The sequence below is a fragment of the Rhodococcus sp. O3 genome, assembly GCF_048897285.1.
In the GTDB taxonomy this organism is placed as follows: Bacteria; Actinomycetota; Actinomycetes; order Mycobacteriales; family Mycobacteriaceae; genus Rhodococcus.
Map to the genome: position 1 here is coordinate 1 of NZ_JBMBTE010000059.1, position 19371 is coordinate 19371.

The window sequence follows — 19371 nt, forward strand, 5'->3', positions numbered from 1 at the left end:
CGTCGCGGGCCCGGAAGAAGCCGGACAGGTCGGCGAAACCGTCGATCGGGGTTCCCGACAACCGGAGCATCCGATCCCCGGAGAAGGACGCGGCGATCCGCTCCGGATCGAGCCGGACCGGGTGTGGATGCACGCCGGCCGCCGCGCGCACCCGGTTCGCGGCCTGCGCGAATGCGACGACCGCGCCCGCGGCGAGCGCGAACACCGGCAGCCGTGCCGCCAGCAGAGCCCCCGGATCGGGGCACGTCACATCACCGGTCGGTGTGGTGTCGAGTCCCGCCTCGGCGAGCGCCTTCGCGTAGTCCTGCGGCAGTCGCAGGTCGGGCACCGGCAGCGGCAGCGGCAGATCGGGCACCGGCAGCGGCAGCGGCAGATCGGGCACCGTCACACCCGCTCGAAGTTGTCGAAGGAAGCGAGGTCCGGCGCGAATTCGTCGGCGATCTCTCCGTCACGCGCAGGTCTGTGGGTGTGCGCGTGCGTGTCCAGAACGCATTCGGGGTCGACGACCGTGACCCGCAGGCCGTCCAGACGCAGTCGCCGCAGCGCCTCGCGGAGCATCCGCTCGGCGACGTCGTCGACCGAGTGGACCCGCCGCAGATCGAGGACCACCCCGTCGAGCCGCTCCGCGTCCTCCGCCGACGCCAGGGCACGCAGCACGAGTTCGGCGCCGCTGAACTGCATGGTGCCCTGCAGGCTGCACACCCGGACGGTGTGGCCGCCCGGTCCCCGCAGCCGGCGGTCGCGCCGGATCGCCGAGCGCGCCGGTTCCGGCCCGTCCATGATGTGCAGGCCCATGTCGTCGGACAGTCGCCGGCACATCCGGACGCCGCGCACGCTGGAGCCGTGGGCATCCAGGCGCGGGGAGAACGCGCCGATGCCGACCTGACCGGGCAGGGCGCCGAGCACCCCACCGGATACCCCGCTCTTGGCGGGAATCCCCACTGTCGACATCCAGTCGCCGGCCGCGTCGTACATACCGCACGTCATCATCACGCTGAGTACCTGCCGCACCACCGTCCGGGACACGACGCGCTGGCCGGTGAGCGGCTGGACGCCGCCGTTCGCGAGGGTCGCCGCCATCACCGCGAGGTCGCGCACGGTGACGGTGATCGCGCACTGCCGGGTGTATCCGCGCACCACCTCGGCCGGGTCGCCGTCGATCACCGAGTAGCTGCGCAGCATGTTCGCGATCGCCGAATTGCGGTAGGCGGTGCTCAGCTCCGAGTCGAACACCGACTCGTCGACGGCGAGGTCGCGCCCGGCGAACGCGGACAGACCCCGCAGCACCCGCTCGAACCGTTCCTCCGTCGTCGCGGTCGCGGGCCCGACGAGCGCGTGGGCGGTGAGGGCACCGGCGTTGATCATCGGATTGAGCGGCCGCCCGGACCCGCTCTCGAGCGACAACTCGTTGAACGCCTCACCGCTCGGTTCGACCCCGACCCGGGCGAGCACCGCGTCGATGCCGTGATCGGCGAGGGCCAGCGCGTACACGAACGGTTTCGAGATCGACTGGATCGAGAACTCGGCATCCGCGTCACCGGCGGTGTACACGACCCCGTCGATTGTCGACAGGCACACCGCGATCCGGTCCGGATCGGCCTGGGCGAGTTCGGGAATGTAGTCGGCGGTCGCCCCGGGATTGTCCGTCCCGCACGCCTCCACGACCTCGAGGAGATAGTCGGGGATCGGCGATTTCATCGTCGGATCCTAACCCGCGTGCGCCTCCGCCGCCCGTGTGCCTTTCCGGCGGTTCCAGCCGCCACTTGTACACACCGGCGCGAAGCGCCTAGACCTCTTCGCGCAGGACGGGGGCGACCGGGGTCTGCAACTTCTCGAGCGACCCGGCGGACTCGGCGCGGGTGAGCCGCGAACGCCGCCACGAGACGCTGAGCAGGGCGATCCAACCGGCCGCGATCAGCAGATGCAGCAGCATGGCGACGGTGCCGGTCACCTCGAACGACTTGAACAGCTTCTGCGCGTTGGTGATGACGATGATGCCGCCGACCGCGGTGCCGAGCAGCGTCGCCGGCACGCGGCTGACCAGCCACGCGGCCGCCGGAGCGGCGATCGCGCCACCGATCGCCAGGCCGGCGACGACGAGCAGGTTGCCGACCGACTCGCGACCCAGGCCGAACAGAAACCCGAGGCTGGCCGCGACCGCGACCATGAATTCCGACGCGCTGACCGAGCCGATCACGGTGCGCGGCGCGGTCTTCCCGCGCGAGAGCAGTGTGCTGGTGGTGATCGGTCCCCATCCGCCGCCACCGCTGGCGTCGACGAACCCGCCGAAGAACCCGAGCGGGGACAGGAATTTCGCGGTGTGCGGGGAGGTGCGGGCATGCGCGACCGCGGGCGGTCGCACCGAGAACCGCAGCGCCACGTACACACCGATCGCCAGCAGGATTCCCGCGGTGACCGGGGCCGCGGCCTCGGTGGACAGGCTCGACAGGACGGTCGCGCCGAGGAAGGCGCCGATCGCGCCGGGCACGCCGAGCTTCGCGACGACCTTCCAGTCGATGTTGCGGAACTTCCAATGGGAGATGCCCGAGACCAGGGTGGTGCCGACCTCCGCGAGGTGCACGGCCGCGCTGGCGTGCGCCGCCCCGACACCGCTGAAGATCAACAGGGTGGTGGCGGTGACGCCGAAGGCCATGCCGAGTGCGCCGTCGACGAGCTGTGCGCCGACACCGACGAGAGTGAAGATCAGCAGATTGAACAAGGCATGCTCCGACCGCGAACGTGGTTACCGAAGGGAATTGGGGAGCGGAGAGACCGCTCAGCAACACACCTGGCAACAACACGCGCCGTCGAAGCACGCGCCACGACGAGTCGGCCAGAACGGCATCAACGCAAGCACGGCGGCCGGGGCGGCCTCGATGCTCGTCGTCTGCACGGCTGTCGTCCTTCGTCGTCGATGTCGCCGAGGACACGGCGACCGGTCGAGCATAGCCTGATCCCGTGCGGGACTGCACCTCCGGCCCGCGGAGTGTCGCCCCGCCGGGCCGTCACGGCAGCCGCCGCGTCTCGATCTCGAATCCCGCCGCGCGCAGCCGTTCGGTGAGCACATCGCCGAACGCGACCGCGGGCGTGAGCACCCCGCCACCGGCGTGCAGCGCGGAACCACCCACCGCCAGCGAGAGCGCGGACTCGGCGAGCATCACCGCCGTCGCCTTGTAGCCGGGATCGCCCTGCGCGGCGAACCGGGTGGTGTAGCGGGCGCCGGTCGTGGTCGTCGTGTACAGGTCGATCGTGAAGAACCCGCGCTCGCGAGTGGCTTCGGACGGCCCTTCGCCCGGCTTCGGCAGCACCTTGTCGAGCAGGAAACGCGTCGGGGGGAACGACAGTGCCAGCACCAGCGCCCCGAGACCCGCCGTGACACCGCCGGCCAGCAGCGGGGACAGCGGGGACGTGCCGACGTTCATGACCTCGCGGTACCGGAACGATTTCCCGTACGCCCACCCGGTCAGGGCGTTGGTGCGGCGCACGATCCGGGTGTTGTACGACGCCATCGCGAACGGTGCCTTCCACCCGGACAGTTCCGGGGCGATGGTCTTGCCGTCGACGAACACGAGATCGCTCTCTCGACCCAACCGGGGTTCCTGCGCCGGGTCGGGACTGAGCGAATACGGTTGCGCCGCGACCTTCCGCAACGCGCGGTCCTTGCGCACGACGTCGAGCTGGGTGCGCAGCGAATCGATGGTGCCGCCGCTGGGGGCGCCGCGGAACGCGGTGAGGATCAGCGTGGTGTCGGTGAGCTCACCGGCGTCGTCGGCCTGCGCCGCCCGGTACAACGCGTGCACGCCGAGATCCGACGGGATCGAGTCGAAGCCGCAGGAATGGACGATCCGGGCGCCGGTGCGGCGGGCGGTGTCGTCGAACCGGTCGATGCTCTCGCGGTGGAACAGCACCTCGCCGGTGAGGTCGACGTAGTCGGTGCCAGCCTCGGCGCACGCCTGCACGAGCGGCATCCCGTACTTGGCGTAGGGGCCGACGGTGGTGATCACGACCCGGGTCGTCGCGGCCAGCGCGGCCAGCGACTCCGGATCCCCGGCGTCCGCCTCGATGATCGGCCAGTCCGCGGCGGTACCGCCGAGGTCCGCGCGGACCTTCTCGAGGCGGCTGCGGGACCGCCCGGCCAGGCCGGCCTTCAACCCGGAGGGCAGATGTTCGGCCAGGTAGGCGGCGGTGAGCCGGCCGACGAACCCGGTGGCTCCGTAGACGACGATGTCGAGTTCGCGTGAGGCAGCGTTCATGGCGCACACCCTACTGCCGGGTAAGTCACCGTGCGACGGAACTCACACGACGCGAACGCCGCCACAGGCCCACCCACGACACGAGAATGCAGGCCGCGACGAGCGCGCGGACCAGGCCGAGCGCGGAATCCGGGTAGATCACCCCGGTCAGATAGTGGTCGATGAATCCGGACGGCGGCAGCCCCGTCTCGCCGGCGCGGTGACGCGCCCAGTTCTCGGCGTGGGTGAGCGGGCAGTCGAACCCCACCAGCACCGAGGCGAGCCCCCATACGACGGCGACCGCGTGCAGCACGATCGTGCGCGGCCATCGCCACGCCACGAACCCGCCGAACGTGACGTACAGCAGGAACGCCAGGTGGGTGAGCGCGATGCCGTCGGCCAGAACCCGATAGGGCATGGTTCCAGCGTAGGTCGACTACTCCTCGTCGGGTTCCTTCACGACGAGAACCGGCACCGGAACCTCGATCACCAGCCGCTGCAGCGGACGCTCGAGCAGGAACTTGCCGAGCGCATTGCGACCGCGGCTGCCGATCACGATGCGGTCCGCGCCGCTGTCGGTGGCCAGTTCGACGAGGGTGCCCACGGCGTCGCCGTCGTGCACGGCCGTGCGTACCTCCCAGCCGCTGTCACCGGCGACCTGGCGCACCGCGGTGCGCACCGATTCGACCTCCGCCTCGGCGGCGGCCCCGTCGTCGTCGAGCACGTGCAGCACCAGCAGCTCGTCCTGCCGGCGGGAGGCCTCGTCGACGGCGGCCGCGAGCGCGGCGCGGCCCTCGGGTGTCTCGGCGTGAACGACTGCGACGGTCATGATGCTGCTCCTGGGCGGCTCGACGGAACTGCCTCCAGTATCCCGGTACCGACCCGGGCGGGCACGGCCGGGCGGGTGTGGAACCCGTCTCTACCTGCCCTTTTCTGTCGGGTGCGTCTCAGTCACGGCGCACCACGCCGACTGTGTCGGTCTCACCACGTCGACTCTGTCGGCCTCACCACGCCGACTCTGTCGGCCTCACCACGGTGCGGGCTTGTAGTCCTTGAGGAAGCAGCCGTACAGGTCCACCCCTGCCTCGCCCTGCACGATCGGGTCGTACACCCGCGCGGCGCCGTCCACGAGATCGAGGGGCGCGTGGAAGCCCTCCTCGGCCAGACGCATCTTGGTGTGATGCGGCCGCTCGTCGGTGATCCATCCGGTGTCCACCGCGGTCATGAGGATGCCGTCGGTGAGCATCTCCTCCGCGCTGGTGCGGGTGAGCATGTTCAGCGCGGCCTTCGCCATGTTGGTGTGCGGGTGGCCCGCGCCCTTGTAGCGGCGGCCGGTGAACTGCCCCTCCATCGCCGAGACGTTCACCACGTACTTGCGTCGCGCGGCGGCCGCGGCCATCGCCGGACGCAGCCGGTTGACCAGGATGAACGGCGCCACCGAGTTGCAGAGCTGCACCTCGAGCAGTTCGAGGGGTTCGACCTCGCCGACGGTCTGCACCCAGCTGTTGGTGTGCACGAGGTCCGGCAGCAACCCGCCCGCGTCGACCGCGACCCCCGCGGCGATCCGTTCCGGGGTGGCGGACCCGGCGACCATGGCCAGCGCCGTCACCGACTCCGGGGTCAGCGCGTGCGCGGCGAGGTCGGTCGGCAGCGACCCGGCCAGCGCCGCCGGATGGGCGTCCGACGGCTTGCCGAAGGTGATCATCTCCGGGCGCGGTCCCGACGGCAGCGGACCCGATTCGGCCTCGGCCAGCGCCGAATAGGCGCCGGGGGAGCGGCGCACCGTCTGCGCGGCGTTGTTGATCAGGATGTCCAGCGGTCCCTGGGCCGCGACATCGTCGGCCAGGGCGACGACCTGGGCGGGATCACGCAGGTCGATGCCGACGATGCGCAGCCGGTGGATCCAGTCGGCGCTGTCCTCCATCGCGGAGAACCGGCGGATCGCGTCGTGCGGGAACCGGGTGGTGACGGTCGTGTGGGCGCCGTCGCGCAACAGCCGCAACGCGATGTACATGCCGATCTTCGCGCGGCCACCGGTGAGCAGGGCCCGTCGGCCCGACAGATCGGTACGGGCGTCCCGTTTCGCGTGGTTCTCGGCCGCACAGGTCGGACACAGCTGGTGGTAGAACGCGTCGACCCGGGTGTACTTGTTCTTGCACACGTAGCAGTGCCGGGGCCGCAGCAGCGTGCCTGCCGACGCGCCGCGCGTCGTCGACGTCAGCGTCAGCCCGGCGGTTTCGTCGTCGATGCGGGTCGGCGACCCGGTCGCGGTCGCGGACAGCACCTCACGGTCGGCCTGCACCTTCCGGCTGCGTGCCTCGTTGCGGCGCAACCGCTTGAACTTCTTGAACATATGGCCGACGGCCCGCTGCACCGCGATCGCGTCGGGGTGGTCGGCGTCCAGTCCGGCAGCAAGGTCGAGAACCTTCAGGCAGGTTTCGAGTTCGGCGGGGTCGATCGCGCGCGGGACGGCGGCGGCATCCGCGGCCGGAGTGTCGCAGTGGGAGTTCATGAACCTTTTCCGATGTCGTGCGGTAGCAATAGATGGTATCGGGCGCAGCCGGTGCGTCCGTCCACACACCCCGAGGAGACACCGTCCATGAGCGTTGCCAAGAAGAAGTTCGCCGACCTCGCGCCGTGGCAGAAGGCCGCTGTCCTCACGCTCGCGAGCGTGCAGCTGTCGCTGGCGGCGACGGCCTGGGCGGACCTGGCCACCCGGCCCGCCGAGAAGGTCAACGGCAGCAAGGGCAAGTGGGCACTGATCACCCTGATCAACTTCGTGGGCCCGATCTGGTACTTCCGCAAGGGCCGCCGCGCCTGACCGTCGCCGCGGAGTTGTCACCGCGTCACGGACGATCGTGACGCTCGACGAAGTCGAGAAAGCGGGGCACGACCTGCTCGGGATTCGCTCACCGCAGGTCGTGCCCGACCTCCGGAGGGATCTCGATCGCCGCTCCTCGCGCTCACTGCAGGCGAGGAAAGCTGAACCGCGTCACCAGGATTGAGCAGCGGCGCGCCGCTGCTGCCGTCGCCCGCCCTTCCCGTCGTGGCGGCGACGCGACGGAATGCGCTGCGCGCGGCGACGCAACGCCAGCTCGTGCTGCAGGCGATCGTCCGACAGCTTGCCCGGCCCGTAGATGCCGGTGCCGTCGGCCCGCCGAATCGTTGCGGCCATCTCTTCCCCTCGCGCTTCGAAGCGAACGCCACAGTAGAGCGCAGGTACGACATGCGAGGCAACGGAATTTCTGTGTACCGGTGTGGATCCGGGACTGCCAGCGAAGACATGTCCGGAAACGAAGCGAGGTCACGATCCCTGTCGGGTTCGTGACCTCGTCGGAGTGTCCGAGGGGGGACTTGAACCCCCACGTCCGTTAATAGGACACTAGCACCTCAAGCTAGCGCGTCTGCCATTCCGCCACTCGGACCGGATGTGCATGGACATGCCGGTAGCTCCCGCTCCCGCGGGCGCTGACGAGAACAGTAGCGCATCGATGCCCAATTCCCCAATTCCCCTGGCGGGGTGCGTCGACGGCGCACCACGGCCCCCGTGCTCGTGCGCGTTTTCGGCAGCCCCCGCTACCGGAAACGCGCACGAGTGGGGAGGGCCGGGAACGACGAAGGCCCCGAACCTGTCGGTTCGGGGCCTTCGTCGTCTGTCTCAACTCAGAGTGTCCGAGGGGGGACTTGAACCCCCACGTCCGTTAATAGGACACTAGCACCTCAAGCTAGCGCGTCTGCCATTCCGCCACTCGGACTCAGTTGTCTCGCACCCGCTCTCCGTGGGTGCTGTGAAAGAGTAACCCACCGCGTCCACGCGCCCAAATCGCCCCCTTCACCTGCACAGATGCGGACCCACGGTGGTAGACATGCAGGCATGGCCGAACACGTGAGCGCCCACACCCCGTCCCGAGCCGAGAACGAGGTCGTCGACCTGGTCTCCCAGCTCATCCGGTTCGACACCTCGAACACCGGCGACCCGGCGACCACCCGCGGTGAACGTGCCTGTGCGGAGTGGGTGGCGGCGCAGCTCGAGGAAGTGGGATACGAAACCGAATACGTCGAGTCCGGTCAGCCGGGCCGCGGCAACGTGTTCGCGCGGCTACCCGGTGCGGACCGCAGCCGCGGCGCCCTCATGCTGCACGGCCACCTCGACGTCGTGCCCGCCGAACCCGCCGACTGGAGCGTGCACCCGTTCTCCGGCGCGGTCGAGGACGGCTACGTGTGGGGCCGCGGCGCCGTCGACATGAAGGACATGGTCGGCATGATGCTGGCCGTGGCCCGCCGCTTCAAGGCCGAGAACATCGTCCCGCCCCGCGACCTGGTGTTCGCGTTCGTCGCCGACGAGGAAGCCGGCGGCCTCTGGGGCTGCCAGTGGCTGGTCGAGCATCGCCCCGACCTGTTCGAGGGCGTCACCGAGGCCGTCGGGGAGGTCGGCGGCTTCTCGCTGACCGTGCCCCGCCGCGACGGGGGAGAGCGCCGCTTCTACCTCGTCGAGACCGCCGAGAAGGGCCTCGGCTGGATGCGTCTGACCGCCAAGGGCCGGGCCGGGCACGGCTCGTTCCTGCACGAGGAGAACGCGGTGACGATCCTGTCGCAGGCCGTCGCGCGGCTCGGCAGCCACACCTTCCCGCTCGTGATCTCCGATTCGGTCGCCGAGTTCCTCGCCGCGGCGTCGGAGGAAACCGGCATCGACTTCGATCCGGCCTCCCCGGACATCGAGGGCACCCTCGCCAAGCTCGGGTCCATCGCCCGCATCATCGGCGCGACCTTCCGCGACACCGCCAACCCCACGATGCTGCAGGCCGGCTACAAGGCCAACGTCATCCCGCAGACCGCGCAGGCCGTCGTCGACTGCCGCATCCTGCCCGGCCGGCTCGCCGAGTTCGAACGCACCGTCGACGAACTGATCGGCCCGGACGTGACCCGCGAATGGATCACGAGCCTCGACTCCTACGAGACCAGCTTCGACGGTGATCTCGTCGACGCGATGAACGCGGCGATCCTCGCGCACGATCCGCTGGGCCGGACCGTGCCGTACATGCTCTCAGCGGGCACCGACGCCAAGTCGTTCGCGAAACTCGGCATCCGGTGCTTCGGGTTCGCGCCGCTGCAGCTGCCGCCGGAACTCGACTTCGCGGCGTTGTTCCACGGAGTCGACGAGCGTGTCCCGGTCGAGGCTCTGCGATTCGGTACCCGTGTCATGGAACACTTCCTGTTGCATTCCTGAAGATCCGTCCCCCCAAAGGAAAGGACCCCCGATGGCGTTCGATTACGACCCGTACGAGTTTCTCCCGCAGCTGCCCACGTTCCAGGTGACCAGCGAGGACTTCGCCGAGGGCGAGGAGTGGAAACTCGCGCAGGCCAGCGGCGCGTTCGGGATCCCGGGCGGCGGCGACGTGTCCCCGCAGCTGTCGTGGTCCGGGTTCCCCGCCGAGACGAAGAGCTTCGTGGTGACCGTGTTCGACCCCGACGCCCCGACCGCGTCCGGCTTCTGGCACTGGGCCGTCGCGAACATCCCCGCGACCGTCACCGAGCTGCCCGCCGGTGCCGGCAGTGCCGGCGGTGAGGGCCTGCCCGCCGAGGCGGTCACCTTGCGCCACGACGGCGGTGCGCCGGGCTTCATCGGTGCCGCCCCGCCGGCCGGTCACGGCTATCACCGTTACATCGTCGCCGTCCACGCGCTGGACGTCGAGACGATCGACGGGCTCACCGCCGACTCCACCCCGGCGTTCCTCGGTTTCAACGTGTTCGGCCACGGCATCGCCCGCGCGTTGCTGACCGGCACCTACGAGGTGAAGTAGTCGAGTCGCGGGGCGAGGACCCGGCAGCCGTTCCGGCCGCCGGGTCCTCGTTCGTTCGGGCCGGGTCAGGCTTCGAGCCGGACCAGCGACGGCGTCTGGGTGATTTCGCGCGGAGTCAGGTCGTGCGTGGTGAGGAACTCGAGCAGGGACGAGACGATCGCGTGGACGGCGCGTAGTTCCACCAACCGTGCGGACTTGGGATCGCTGAATTCCTCGTGACGGCGAATTTCCGCCGCCACGTGGGACTCGGCGGTGGTGATGCGGAACCACAACGTCTCGTCGACCTCCAGCTCGAGTTGCTTGCACGCGTACTCGACGGCCACCTCGAGCACGAGTGCGTTCGCGGCGAGAGCCGTCGGAACCGATCCGCCGCCCGAGAGCATCCCGTAGGTGGCGGCGGCGGTGCCGCCGGACGCGAGCGTTCCGATCGTCGCGACCCCGCCCATCATGCCGCCGGGGCCGAACGCCGCGAGGGTGCTCGTCGTCGCCGCGGCACCGGCCAGCCCGGCAGTGCCGACGGCGGCCAGCCCGAGCGGCACGGCTGCGATCAATGCCGCGCCGACGGCGATGGGGATGATCGTGCCCCACGGCACGCCTCCCTTCTTGGAGACGTGGGCGCGCACCTTGTCGAGAGACCTGCCGATCACGGGGGTCATGTCCTCGTAGCCGAGCCGTCCCAGCACCCGTCGCATCGCATCCCGCTGGGCGCGACCGGTGTCGATGTCGTAGGGCTCGACGAGGTTCGTCGACGACAGCACCATCAGCCGTGCCACGAGTTCGCGCAGTCCCCAACGGTCGGGCAGGGTCGGCAGCCGGCCCTCGAGCAGGTCGCCGATCTCCGGAGGTACCGCCCGCCCGGTTTCCCGGACGAAGCGTTCGGTGGCGTCGATCAGATCGTCCTGCACCTGCGCGAGCGCACCGCGGTAGCGCTCGGCGACGGCCTGGTCCTTGATGGCGTCGGCGACCGCGTGTGCGTAGTGCAGGGTGAGCAGATTGTTTGCGTCGTCGTCGGACATCCGGACGGTCAGGTGCACCGAGATCGGCACGAGTGCCTTCGACGGGTACAGCACCTCGGCGATCAGCCCGGACACCGCTCCGTGCCCGAGATACAGACCTGCGCCGTGCTGACCTCGGATGTCGACGACGACGTCCTGGGCTGCGGCGAAGATCGACGCGAGGCCACGTCCACCCGTGACGACATCGCGGACGTCGAGCACGTTCGTCCAGTCGTCGACCCGTGAGTACGGGAACCGCCGCGCCATCCGATTCCCGTTGCGATGCAACACGGGCGAGCCTGCAGGACTGCCGAGGGTCAGCAATCGGCGCACCCGGAACCGGTCCGGCAGGTGATCGAGCAGGTCGATCGCGATGAGACTGCCCAGACTGTGACCGATCAGCACGAGGTCGTGAGCGCCGGACGGCAACTGAGCGAGCACGTGGCGCAGGACCGCGCCGCGCAGCGCCTCGTCACCTACGTATCGGCCGACCTGATCCAGATTCAGGAATGTCGTGCCGCATCCGATCGCGGCAGCCTGTCCGACGTGCAGCACGGGATCGGGGACGCGGTGGTAGCCGATCGACCCGAACGTGCGGATGTCGTCGCGCCCCTCGAGTGACCGCCGGATCCGTGCCTTGCGGCGCTGGAACGCGTGGCGTGCGGCGGTGTTGTCCTTCGGCTCGGTATTCGGCGCCGGCATCTTCGCTGTCCACTCGTCGGTCGACAGGAACGTTGCGTATTGCGGCGCGAGAACGTCCGACGCCGCGATCGGCTCTCTGCCGTGAGCGACGAGACCACGGTTGAGTCCGTCGAGCCAGCTCATTCCGGGGTCGCCGTCACCGATCCCGTGCAAGAAGACGATTTTCAACCGGGTCCCTTTCGTGTGCGCAGACGCATCACACTAGGACAGGACCCGACAGACCTCGTGAACCGGGCATTCGAGCCCCGATGATCGCGACGACCACCGGGGCTCTGCCGTACCGGGAACGGCTCAGTTGCCGGCGCCGACCGCGTCGGCGATCGACGCGTAGCCGGAGGCCCGGAGCTTGCGGGCCAGACCCTTGTGGATGCGGCGCATCCAGAACGGGCCGCCGTAGATGAAGCCGGTGTAGCCCTGGATGAGCGACGCCCCGGCCAGGATCCGCTCCCAGGCCTGCTCGACCGTTTCGATGCCGCCCACCGACACCAGCACCAGCCGGTCACCGACCCGCTTGTGCAGGCGCTGCAGCACCTCGAGGGAGCGATCGGCGACGGGCGCACCCGACAGGCCACCGGCGCCGATCTCCTCGATCCGCGCGCGGTCGGTGCGCAGACCGTCGCGCCGGATCGTGGTGTTGGTCGCGACGATACCCGCCAAACCCAGCTCGACCGCCAGATCCGCGACCGCGTCGACGTCCTCGTCCGACAGGTCCGGTGCGATCTTCACCAGCGCCGGCACGGTCACCGTCTCGAGCACCGCCGCGAGCAGCGGACGCAGCGACTCGACGGCCTGCAGGTCCCGCAGACCGGGGGTATTGGGCGACGAGACGTTGACGACGACGAAGTCCGCGAGCGGACCGAGCAGGCGGGCGCTCTCGGTGTAGTCCGCGGCAGCCTCCTCCGCGGGCACGACCTTCGTCTTGCCGATGTTCGCGCCGATCGGCACGGTGCGCAGGCGCTGCCGCAGTTGATTGGCGGCCTCGCCGGCGCCGTGGTTGTTGAAACCCATCCGGTTGATCAGCGCGCGGTCCTCGGGCAGGCGGAACAGCCGCGGCGCCGGATTGCCCGGCTGAGCCTGCGCGGTCACGGTGCCGATCTCGGCGAAGCCGAACCCGAGCGGGCCCCACACGTCGGCGCCGGTGGCGTCCTTGTCGAACCCTGCGGCCAGCCCCAGCGGCGCCCGGAACGGCACCCCGAACACGGTGTTGTGCAGCACCGGGTCGTCCACCACGAGGATCTTCGACACCAGCACCCGCAGCGGCGCGAAACGCGTCACCAGCTGCATCGCGAGGAACGCGAGGTGGTGAACGCGTTCCGGCGGCAGCAGGAACATCAGTTTCAGGACATAGCGATACACGAAAACTCCCTGCAAACCCGGCCGAGGCGGTCCGGGGTCGGTGTCAGCGAACGGTCGGTTCGGGCACGTGGTGATCGGTCTTGCGGCGGCGCAGCAGCACGCGGCGGCTCCCGTCCGGGTACAGCCGCACCCGGCTCAGCTCCCAGCCGTGGAACTCGGCGGAGATCGCCAACCGCATCGACGCACTGACCCGCGACACGTCCGGCGGCAACCGCAGCGGTACGTATTCGTAGGCGTCGTTGCTGGTGTCCCAGTCGACGGGCAGTCGCGTGAACCGGCGTCCGGTTCCTGCCATCACTCACCCCCGATCGGGATCCGCTGCAAACCGTCACCGGTCGCCGAGCCGATCACCAACACCGCATCGTCCGAATCGACGGACACCGAGTCGGGCTGCCGCACCGTCGCAAAGCGCTGCTTCTCTCTCGGGATCCCGGTCGACAGATCGTAGCCCACAACCTCGTTGCTTCCGGTCAATGTCACCCACACCAGATCCCGCGCTTCGTCGTACGCGACCCCGTACAGACCCGGCCCGCTCGGGTAGCGCTGCCGCAACACGAGCGTATCGAGCGTGTAGACCAGCAGTTCGTCGTCCTGGGTATCGGTGACCACGACCCGGCCGTACGGATCGGAGATCATCTGGGCGGCACCCTCGCCGGCGCGCAGCGCCATCCGCAGCCGCTCGTCGGCCAGGTTCAGTTCGGTGATCGAGGTCTGGCGCCGGTCGAGTGCGGCGACGTCGTCACCGGCCGCGACGAGCACATCCACGGACACCAGGCCGGTGATGGTGGACTCGACCGCCCCGGAGGCCGGATCGAGGATGTAGGTGGTGCCGGTGGCCGTACCGACCGCCCAGCGACCGTCCGGCAGCACCGCGGCCGCGGTGGCGTCGCCGTCCACCGGGACCTCGGTGACCTCACCGGAGTCGACGTCGACGCGCAGGACCGCGCCGGCGGCGGGCGCCAGGACCTGACCGTCCGGTCCGGGAAGGACCGTCACCGCCTCGTGCGGCAGCTGCACCGGGCGCGGCTCGCTGTCGGTGGCGGAGCCGGTGAGCAGCAGCTGGGTGCCGTCGTCGACGAGCGCGGCGATCACATCGGTGCCGGGCGCCTGCGCGAGCGCCTCGATGCCGGTCCCGACCTGCTGCACCGTCCCGGCCGGGGGCGTCGTGGGCTCGGGGGCGGTCATCGCGGTCGCGGGTTCGCGGGTCGGCACCTTCTCCGGATCGGTGTCGGAGGAACAGCCGGCGACCAGCGCGACCGCAAGTCCCACCACCACCGCGGTCGCACGCACTGCCGGTCTACCCATCTCGTTGCTCCTCGCTGTCACCCGTCGACCCGACGCGCGCGTCCCCGATCGGAGACGCGCCTCGCTCCAGTCTTCCTGATCCGGGCGGCGGCACCGCAGCCGCCTCGGCGCGGCACCCGCCGAATGTGACCGAGACGACGCGAACCGAGCTGGGACCGGCTCAGCCCGCGGTGCTGCATCTGCCGGCTCAGCCGGCGGTGCTGCATCTGCCGGCTCAGCCGGCGGCCGCCACCGAGGGGCCCGGCCGGTCCCGCCGCGGCAGCACCAGGGGAGTACCCGTCGTGGGGTCGCTGCCCACCTGAACCGGATAGGCGTAGACGCGGCTGAGCAACTCCTCGGTGAGCACCTCACCGGCGGGCCCGTCCGCGACGACCCGGCCGCGTTCGAGCACGCACACCCGGTCGGCGTAGGCGGCGGCCAGCCCCAGATCGTGCAGCACCACCACCACGGCGTGCCCGTGATCGGCGCGGGCCCGCACCACCCGCATCACCGCTTCCTGATGCCCGAGATCCAGCGCCGCGGTCGGTTCGTCGAGCAGCAGCGTCTCGGTGTCCTGCGCGAGCACCCGCGCCAACGCGACCCGGGCGCGTTCACCCCCGGACAGCGCCGGGAACGGACGATCCTGCAGGTGCGCGACGTCGCATTCGGCGAGCGCTGCGGCGATCAGTGCGTCGTCGTCACCCTGCCGCGCGGTGCGCGCCCATGCCGACCGGCCCATCCGCACCACCTCGACGGCGGTGAACGGGAATCCGACCGTGTGCTGCTGGGGGAGCACCGCCCGGCGCCGCGCCAACGCGACCGGCGCCCACTCGTCGAGGGGTCGCCCGTCGACCTCGACGCGGCCGCCCGAGATCGGATGATCACCGGTGAGCGCGGCCAGCAGCGTCGACTTGCCGGCGCCGTTCGGTCCGACGAGCGCGAGAACCTCCCCGGCCCGGACCTCGACGTCGACGTCGTGCAGGATCTGCCGGTCGCCGCGGTGCAGCCGCACCCCGGTCGCGCTCATCGTCACCGTGCCGGGCCCGGATCGTTCCGGGACCTGCCGGTCGTCGCGCCACCGGCCGAACACGCGGGAACGGCTCATGCCCACCCTCCCTGGCTCGCGCGGGTGCGGCGCAGCATCCAGAAGAACGCGGGCCCACCGATCAGCGACGTGAGCATGCCCAGCGGCAGATCCGCGTTCGCGACCAGGGTGCGGGCGCCGAGGTCGGCGGCGAGCAGCGTCACCGCGCCGCACACGGCACTCGCGCAGATCAGCCGCCGATGCGCGGGACCGAGCGCCATCCGCATCAGGTGCGGCACCACGAGGCCCACGAACAGGATGATGCCGGTGAACGCGACCGCCGCGGACACCAGCACCGCCACGATCACGATCGCGACCTGCCGCACCCGTTCGACGTCGACGCCCAGGTGCCGGGCCACGGACTCGCCGAGCGAGAGCAGATCGAGCTTCGGGGCCAGCACGATCGCCGCGGCGATCCCGGCGAGCGTCAGCGGCGCCACCACCGACACGATCTCCCAGGTCGCGCCGCCGAGGCTGCCGAGTTGCCAGAACACGATCTGATCGCGGGCGGCGGGGTTCGCGACGAACGTGAACAGCGCGATCAGCCCGCCCGCGACGGCGTTCACGGCCACACCGGTGAGGATGACCGTGACGACCTCGGTGCGCCCGTTCGACCGCGACAGCGCGTACACCAGGGCGGTGGTGAGCAGGCCGGCGACGAACGCGGCCCCGGCCAGTGCCCAGCCGGCGGTGAAAGCGCCGCCCAGCACGATCACGAGCGAGGCACCGACCGCCGCGCCGGAGGAGACACCGATGACCCCGGGTTCGGCGAGCGGATTGGCGAACACCCCCTGCAGCAGCGCCCCGGCGCATCCGAGGGCGGCGCCGACGAGCATCGCCAGCACCACCCGCGGGAACCGCACCTGCCACAACGCGACGTCGCCGGCCGGGTGCGCGGGCATCGGCCCGACATCCAGCCCGAGTCGGTGCAGCAGACTGCCGACCACCTCGGCCGGGGACGTCGGCACCTGCCCGAGGCACGCGGACACCAGCGCCAGCACCACCAGCGCGACGGTCAGCCCGGCGAACACCAGGGTGCTGCGCCGGACGCCGGCCTCCTTCGTGCTTCCCGGCGTCGCGGCGCTGTCGGTGACCGTCGTCATCCCTGGGCCTGCGGATACAGGGCGTCGGAGAGCGCGGCCAGGACCTTGCCGGTGTCGGGCCCGAAGCTGAGCAGCACCGAATCGTCCATGTCGACGATGCTGCGGTTCTTCCCGGCGGGAGTCTGCTCGACGCCGGGCAACGCCGCGAGACCGTCGGGACCGCCGACCGACTCGAGACTGTGCGTCATGATCAGGATCACGTCCGGTGCGGAGGCGATCATCGCCTCGCTCGTGATCGGGGTGAATTCGGCGGTGAGCCCGGCGACCGTGCCGGCGTCCCGGGCGCCGAGCGCGTTGATCAGCGCGTCGGCCCCGGAGCCCGGACCGCCGAGCATCTTGATCGCCGAGCCACGCAGATACAGGAACGCCACGGTCGGGGCGGGACGGTCCGCGGGGATCGACGCGCTCGCCGCGGCGATCTCCTCCTCGGTGCGCTGCACCAGCGCGGCGCCCTGCTCGGGCACCCCCAGCGCCGCCGCGACCGCCTCGATCCCGGAGGCGACCGTGTCGAGGGTGCGGGTCGGGTCCACGAACACCACCGGGATCCCGGCGGACCGCAACTGCTCCTGCACGGCCAGCGGCCCGATCGACGAGTCGGTGAGCACCACCGTCGGATTCAGCGCCAGGATCGCCTCGGCGTTCAGGCCGTGCCCGCCCGGGGTGACATTGGGCAGATGCTCCGACGCCGGGAAACTCGCCGTCGAGCGCCCCACCAGGTTGGCGCCGAGACCGAGGGAGAACACGGTCTGCGCGAGGGTGCCGGAGCGGTCCGCGGTGACGATGCGCGAGACATCGGTGACGGTGACGTCCACACCGTCGAAGCTGCGGACCGTCACCGGCAGCGTCGGGACCGGGTTCTCCGCGATCGGCCGCGGATCCCGGTCGGCGAGCACCGCGGTGCGCGCCCCGGTGGCCGGCGTCGAACCGGACTCGCCGGTGGCACTGCACCCGGCGACGGCCAGCACCGTCACCAGCGGAAGAAGAAGGTACAGAACGTAACGGCGGAAGCGGTTCATGACTGCGGCGTCGCCACCCGGTAGCTGTCGAGATCGGCGCCGAGATCGGCGAACAAGTCACGGTTGAGACCGAACACCAGGTTCGCCTCGTCGATCACGGCCTGCTGCTGCGCGCTGTCCAAGGGGGCGGCGTCGAGCTTCGCACGGTACGCGTCCTTGAACGGTTTCGTCTTCGGGATGTCGTCGAAGGTGTAGAAGCGCAGGCCGTCGCGTTCGTACCCGTAGGCACGCTCGAGCATGCGGCGGATGATCTGACCACCGGACAGATCACCGAGATACCGCAGGTAATGGTGCGCCAGGTACGCCTCCGGGGAGGTCGCGGCGACTTCCTCGAGCCGCTGCACGTACCGCACGGTCGCCGGCAACGGCGTCACCGTGGCCCGCCAGTCGTCACCGAGCAGGAACTGCAGATCCGCCTCCAGCGCGGCGGTGCGCAGCAGTTCGTCGGCGAGGAACGGGCCGACGATCGGATCGTCCGCGTAGCCGGCGCCGATCCGTTCGAGGGCCTCGTAGATGAACCAGGACTGGGCCAGCAGGGCGGCATAGCCGGCAGTGTTGAGCTGCCCGCCGAGCAGTTCGGTGACGAACGCCGAATTCTCGGTCTCGCTGTGTTCCGCGGCAGTTCCGGATTTGATGCGCTCGGCGAATCCGGCAACCTCGGTGGCGGTCATCTGTTCTCCCTGCTGTAGCCAACCCGAACCTACGCAGCAGGGTAGCCTAACTTTCGTAGGGTGCGCGAACGCGGGTTTTCCCCTCCGCCGCAGCGGATTCAGGCCGCAGCGAATTCAGGCGCTCACGTCGTCGAGCGCGGACGCGATCGCCGCCGGCAACTCCAGCTCCTCCGAGACCAGCACACCGGTCAGCTGCGCCAGATCCCGGGCACCGACCAGTGCCGACGCCACCCCGGGCCGGTCCCGCACCCACGCCAGCGCCACCGCCAGCGGCGAGGTGCCCAGCCCGTCCGCGGCGGTGACCACCGCGTCGACCACCCGCACCGCCGAATCGGTCAGATAGTGACGAACCTCCTCCGCGTGCACCTCGTCGGCGCCGCGCGAATCGGCCGGCACCCCGCTGCGGTACTTGCCGGTGAGGACACCCCCGGCCAGCGGCACCGCCGCGAACACCCCGGCGCCGTGATAGGTCGCGGCCGGGATCAGTTCCTCCTCGACACCCCGTGCCAGCAGCGAGTACTCGACCTGGGTGCTCACCAGACGCGCACCCCGCGACGCCGCGGACGCGGCGGTCGCGAGCTGCCATCCCAGATAGCCGCGCACCCCGACGTAGCGCACGCGGCCGCTGGTGATCGCGTACTCCAGCGTCGCCGCCACCTCGTCCACGGGTGTCTGCGGATCCCACGTGGCGACCTGCCACACATCCAGATGATCGGTCCCGAGCTCCCGCAGGGTCGCATCGAGCTGCGTCAGCAGCCCCCCGCGGGAACAGTCGACGCGTCCCTCACCGAGCTTGGAGGTGTCGATCCCGGAACTGCCCGACAACACCAGCCGATCGCGCGGCACCACGTCGTCGAGCAACTCGGCGAGGATCCGCTGCGACATGCCGTCGCCGTACGCGGGCGAGGTGTCGACGAGGGTGCCGCCGGCGTCGACGAAGGCCGACAGCTGCGCCGCGGCTTCGTCCCCGTCGGTGCCGCGTCCCCAGGTCAGGGTGCCCAAACCGAGCCGCGAGACGCGCAGCCCGCTCGCTCCCACCGTTCTCTGTTCCATAACCGCCCGCGTTTCGTGACCGTCCGATCGGGTCGCCGGGCCGCAACCGCGACTCCTCGCCCTGGCACGCACCC

Annotated in this window: 19 protein-coding genes, 2 tRNA genes and 1 pseudogene; 3 read left to right on the plus strand and 19 right to left on the minus strand. The window is 70.4% G+C overall.

Annotated features, from left to right (window positions below; genetic code table 11):
- The 7 genes and pseudogenes from ACN675_RS17070 to ACN675_RS17100 form a co-directional block, all read right to left on the minus strand.
- Window positions 1–382, minus strand: a pseudogene (locus tag ACN675_RS17070) (hypothetical protein); the annotation flags it as partial.
- Between the two features lie 2 nt (window positions 383–384).
- The gene (locus ACN675_RS17075; protein WP_420751968.1) at window positions 385–1698 is read right to left on the minus strand and encodes a glutaminase; all 1314 of its coding nucleotides are present in this window, start codon (window positions 1696–1698) and stop codon (window positions 385–387) included.
- Window positions 1699–1786: 88 nt separating this feature from the next.
- Window positions 1787–2719 carry a sulfite exporter TauE/SafE family protein gene (locus ACN675_RS17080; protein ID WP_420751969.1) on the minus strand — a complete coding sequence of 311 codons (933 nt, stop codon included), beginning with the start codon at window positions 2717–2719 and terminating at the stop codon, window positions 1787–1789.
- A 286-nt stretch (window positions 2720–3005) separates the two neighbouring features.
- Complete coding sequence (locus tag ACN675_RS17085; RefSeq protein ID WP_420751970.1) at window positions 3006–4253, minus strand: saccharopine dehydrogenase family protein; 1248 nt, start codon at window positions 4251–4253, stop codon at window positions 3006–3008.
- Window positions 4254–4278: 25 nt separating this feature from the next.
- Window positions 4279–4650, minus strand: coding sequence for a DUF2784 domain-containing protein (locus tag ACN675_RS17090; protein ID WP_420751971.1), 372 nt, complete (start codon window positions 4648–4650; stop codon window positions 4279–4281).
- A gap of 18 nt (window positions 4651–4668) precedes the next feature.
- A complete protein-coding gene (locus ACN675_RS17095; protein ID WP_420751972.1) occupies window positions 4669–5061 on the minus strand; it encodes a universal stress protein in 393 nt (130 codons plus the stop codon).
- Between the two features lie 198 nt (window positions 5062–5259).
- A complete protein-coding gene (locus ACN675_RS17100; RefSeq protein ID WP_420751973.1) occupies window positions 5260–6744 on the minus strand; it encodes an SDR family NAD(P)-dependent oxidoreductase in 1485 nt (494 codons plus the stop codon).
- 87 nt (window positions 6745–6831) lie between these two features.
- On the opposite strand from ACN675_RS17100, the gene ACN675_RS17105 reads away from it, so the two are divergent.
- Entirely contained in the window at window positions 6832–7053 is a 222-nt protein-coding gene (locus ACN675_RS17105) for a hypothetical protein (RefSeq protein ID WP_420751974.1), read from the plus strand.
- A gap of 171 nt (window positions 7054–7224) precedes the next feature.
- Here ACN675_RS17105 and ACN675_RS17110 read toward each other — a convergent pair whose 3' ends face one another.
- The 3 genes from ACN675_RS17110 to ACN675_RS17120 form a co-directional block, all read right to left on the minus strand.
- Window positions 7225–7407, minus strand: coding sequence for a hypothetical protein (locus tag ACN675_RS17110; protein ID WP_420751975.1), 183 nt, complete (start codon window positions 7405–7407; stop codon window positions 7225–7227).
- A 164-nt stretch (window positions 7408–7571) separates the two neighbouring features.
- Window positions 7572–7657, minus strand: a tRNA-Leu gene (locus ACN675_RS17115).
- Between the two features lie 244 nt (window positions 7658–7901).
- Window positions 7902–7987, minus strand: a tRNA-Leu gene (locus ACN675_RS17120).
- Between the two features lie 119 nt (window positions 7988–8106).
- Between ACN675_RS17120 and ACN675_RS17125 the strand changes: the two genes are divergently transcribed.
- Both ACN675_RS17125 and ACN675_RS17130 read left to right on the plus strand, forming a co-directional pair.
- Window positions 8107–9459 (plus strand): M20/M25/M40 family metallo-hydrolase, encoded by a 1353-nt coding sequence (locus ACN675_RS17125; protein ID WP_420751976.1) that lies wholly within the window; start codon window positions 8107–8109, stop codon window positions 9457–9459.
- A 31-nt stretch (window positions 9460–9490) separates the two neighbouring features.
- On the plus strand, window positions 9491–10033 hold the full coding sequence (locus ACN675_RS17130; RefSeq protein ID WP_420751977.1) for a YbhB/YbcL family Raf kinase inhibitor-like protein: 543 nt from the start codon (window positions 9491–9493) through the stop codon (window positions 10031–10033).
- Window positions 10034–10098: 65 nt separating this feature from the next.
- Here the strand turns inward: ACN675_RS17130 and ACN675_RS17135 are convergent, their stop codons facing one another.
- From ACN675_RS17135 to ACN675_RS17175, 9 genes are all read right to left on the minus strand, one after another.
- Window positions 10099–11898: a hypothetical protein gene (locus tag ACN675_RS17135; protein WP_420751978.1), complete on the minus strand. Its 1800-nt coding sequence runs from the start codon at window positions 11896–11898 to the stop codon at window positions 10099–10101.
- Window positions 11899–12021: 123 nt separating this feature from the next.
- Complete coding sequence (locus ACN675_RS17140; protein WP_420751979.1) at window positions 12022–13086, minus strand: quinone-dependent dihydroorotate dehydrogenase; 1065 nt, start codon at window positions 13084–13086, stop codon at window positions 12022–12024.
- 43 nt (window positions 13087–13129) lie between these two features.
- Window positions 13130–13381, minus strand: coding sequence for a DUF5703 family protein (locus ACN675_RS17145; protein ID WP_420751980.1), 252 nt, complete (start codon window positions 13379–13381; stop codon window positions 13130–13132).
- Entirely contained in the window at window positions 13381–14391 is a 1011-nt protein-coding gene (locus ACN675_RS17150; RefSeq protein WP_420751981.1) for a hypothetical protein, read from the minus strand. The genes ACN675_RS17145 and ACN675_RS17150 overlap by 1 nt, the downstream gene beginning before the upstream one ends.
- A 214-nt stretch (window positions 14392–14605) precedes the next feature.
- Window positions 14606–15475, minus strand: a complete 870-nt coding sequence (locus ACN675_RS17155; RefSeq protein WP_420751982.1) for a heme ABC transporter ATP-binding protein — start codon at window positions 15473–15475, stop codon at window positions 14606–14608.
- A complete protein-coding gene (locus tag ACN675_RS17160; RefSeq protein ID WP_420751983.1) occupies window positions 15472–16557 on the minus strand; it encodes a FecCD family ABC transporter permease in 1086 nt (361 codons plus the stop codon). The genes ACN675_RS17155 and ACN675_RS17160 overlap by 4 nt, the downstream gene beginning before the upstream one ends.
- Entirely contained in the window at window positions 16554–17573 is a 1020-nt protein-coding gene (locus ACN675_RS17165) for a heme/hemin ABC transporter substrate-binding protein (protein WP_420751984.1), read from the minus strand. Before ACN675_RS17165 ends, ACN675_RS17160 begins: the two co-directional genes overlap by 4 nt.
- Window positions 17570–18244 carry a heme oxygenase (biliverdin-producing) gene (locus ACN675_RS17170; RefSeq protein WP_420751985.1) on the minus strand — a complete coding sequence of 225 codons (675 nt, stop codon included), beginning with the start codon at window positions 18242–18244 and terminating at the stop codon, window positions 17570–17572. The genes ACN675_RS17165 and ACN675_RS17170 overlap by 4 nt, the downstream gene beginning before the upstream one ends.
- A 114-nt stretch (window positions 18245–18358) precedes the next feature.
- Window positions 18359–19297, minus strand: coding sequence for an aldo/keto reductase (locus tag ACN675_RS17175; protein WP_420751986.1), 939 nt, complete (start codon window positions 19295–19297; stop codon window positions 18359–18361).
- Window positions 19298–19371 lie beyond the last annotated feature (74 nt).

Coding starts and splice junctions, on each gene's coding strand:
- ACN675_RS17075 (WP_420751968.1), bottom strand. CDS start 1,698: ATGAAATCGCCGATCCCCGACTATCTCCTCGAGGTCGTGGAGGCGTGC.
- ACN675_RS17085 (WP_420751970.1), bottom strand. CDS start 4,253: ATGAACGCTGCCTCACGCGAACTCGACATCGTCGTCTACGGAGCCACC.
- ACN675_RS17090 (WP_420751971.1), bottom strand. CDS start 4,650: ATGCCCTATCGGGTTCTGGCCGACGGCATCGCGCTCACCCACCTGGCG.
- ACN675_RS17095 (WP_420751972.1), bottom strand. CDS start 5,061: ATGACCGTCGCAGTCGTTCACGCCGAGACACCCGAGGGCCGCGCCGCG.
- ACN675_RS17100 (WP_420751973.1), bottom strand. CDS start 6,744: ATGAACTCCCACTGCGACACTCCGGCCGCGGATGCCGCCGCCGTCCCG.
- ACN675_RS17105 (WP_420751974.1), top strand. CDS start 6,832: ATGAGCGTTGCCAAGAAGAAGTTCGCCGACCTCGCGCCGTGGCAGAAG.
- ACN675_RS17110 (WP_420751975.1), bottom strand. CDS start 7,407: ATGGCCGCAACGATTCGGCGGGCCGACGGCACCGGCATCTACGGGCCG.
- ACN675_RS17125 (WP_420751976.1), top strand. CDS start 8,107: ATGGCCGAACACGTGAGCGCCCACACCCCGTCCCGAGCCGAGAACGAG.
- ACN675_RS17130 (WP_420751977.1), top strand. CDS start 9,491: ATGGCGTTCGATTACGACCCGTACGAGTTTCTCCCGCAGCTGCCCACG.
- ACN675_RS17145 (WP_420751980.1), bottom strand. CDS start 13,381: ATGGCAGGAACCGGACGCCGGTTCACGCGACTGCCCGTCGACTGGGAC.
- ACN675_RS17150 (WP_420751981.1), bottom strand. CDS start 14,391: ATGGGTAGACCGGCAGTGCGTGCGACCGCGGTGGTGGTGGGACTTGCG.
- ACN675_RS17155 (WP_420751982.1), bottom strand. CDS start 15,475: ATGAGCCGTTCCCGCGTGTTCGGCCGGTGGCGCGACGACCGGCAGGTC.
- ACN675_RS17160 (WP_420751983.1), bottom strand. CDS start 16,557: ATGACGACGGTCACCGACAGCGCCGCGACGCCGGGAAGCACGAAGGAG.
- ACN675_RS17165 (WP_420751984.1), bottom strand. CDS start 17,573: ATGAACCGCTTCCGCCGTTACGTTCTGTACCTTCTTCTTCCGCTGGTG.
- ACN675_RS17170 (WP_420751985.1), bottom strand. CDS start 18,244: ATGACCGCCACCGAGGTTGCCGGATTCGCCGAGCGCATCAAATCCGGA.
- ACN675_RS17175 (WP_420751986.1), bottom strand. CDS start 19,297: ATGGAACAGAGAACGGTGGGAGCGAGCGGGCTGCGCGTCTCGCGGCTC.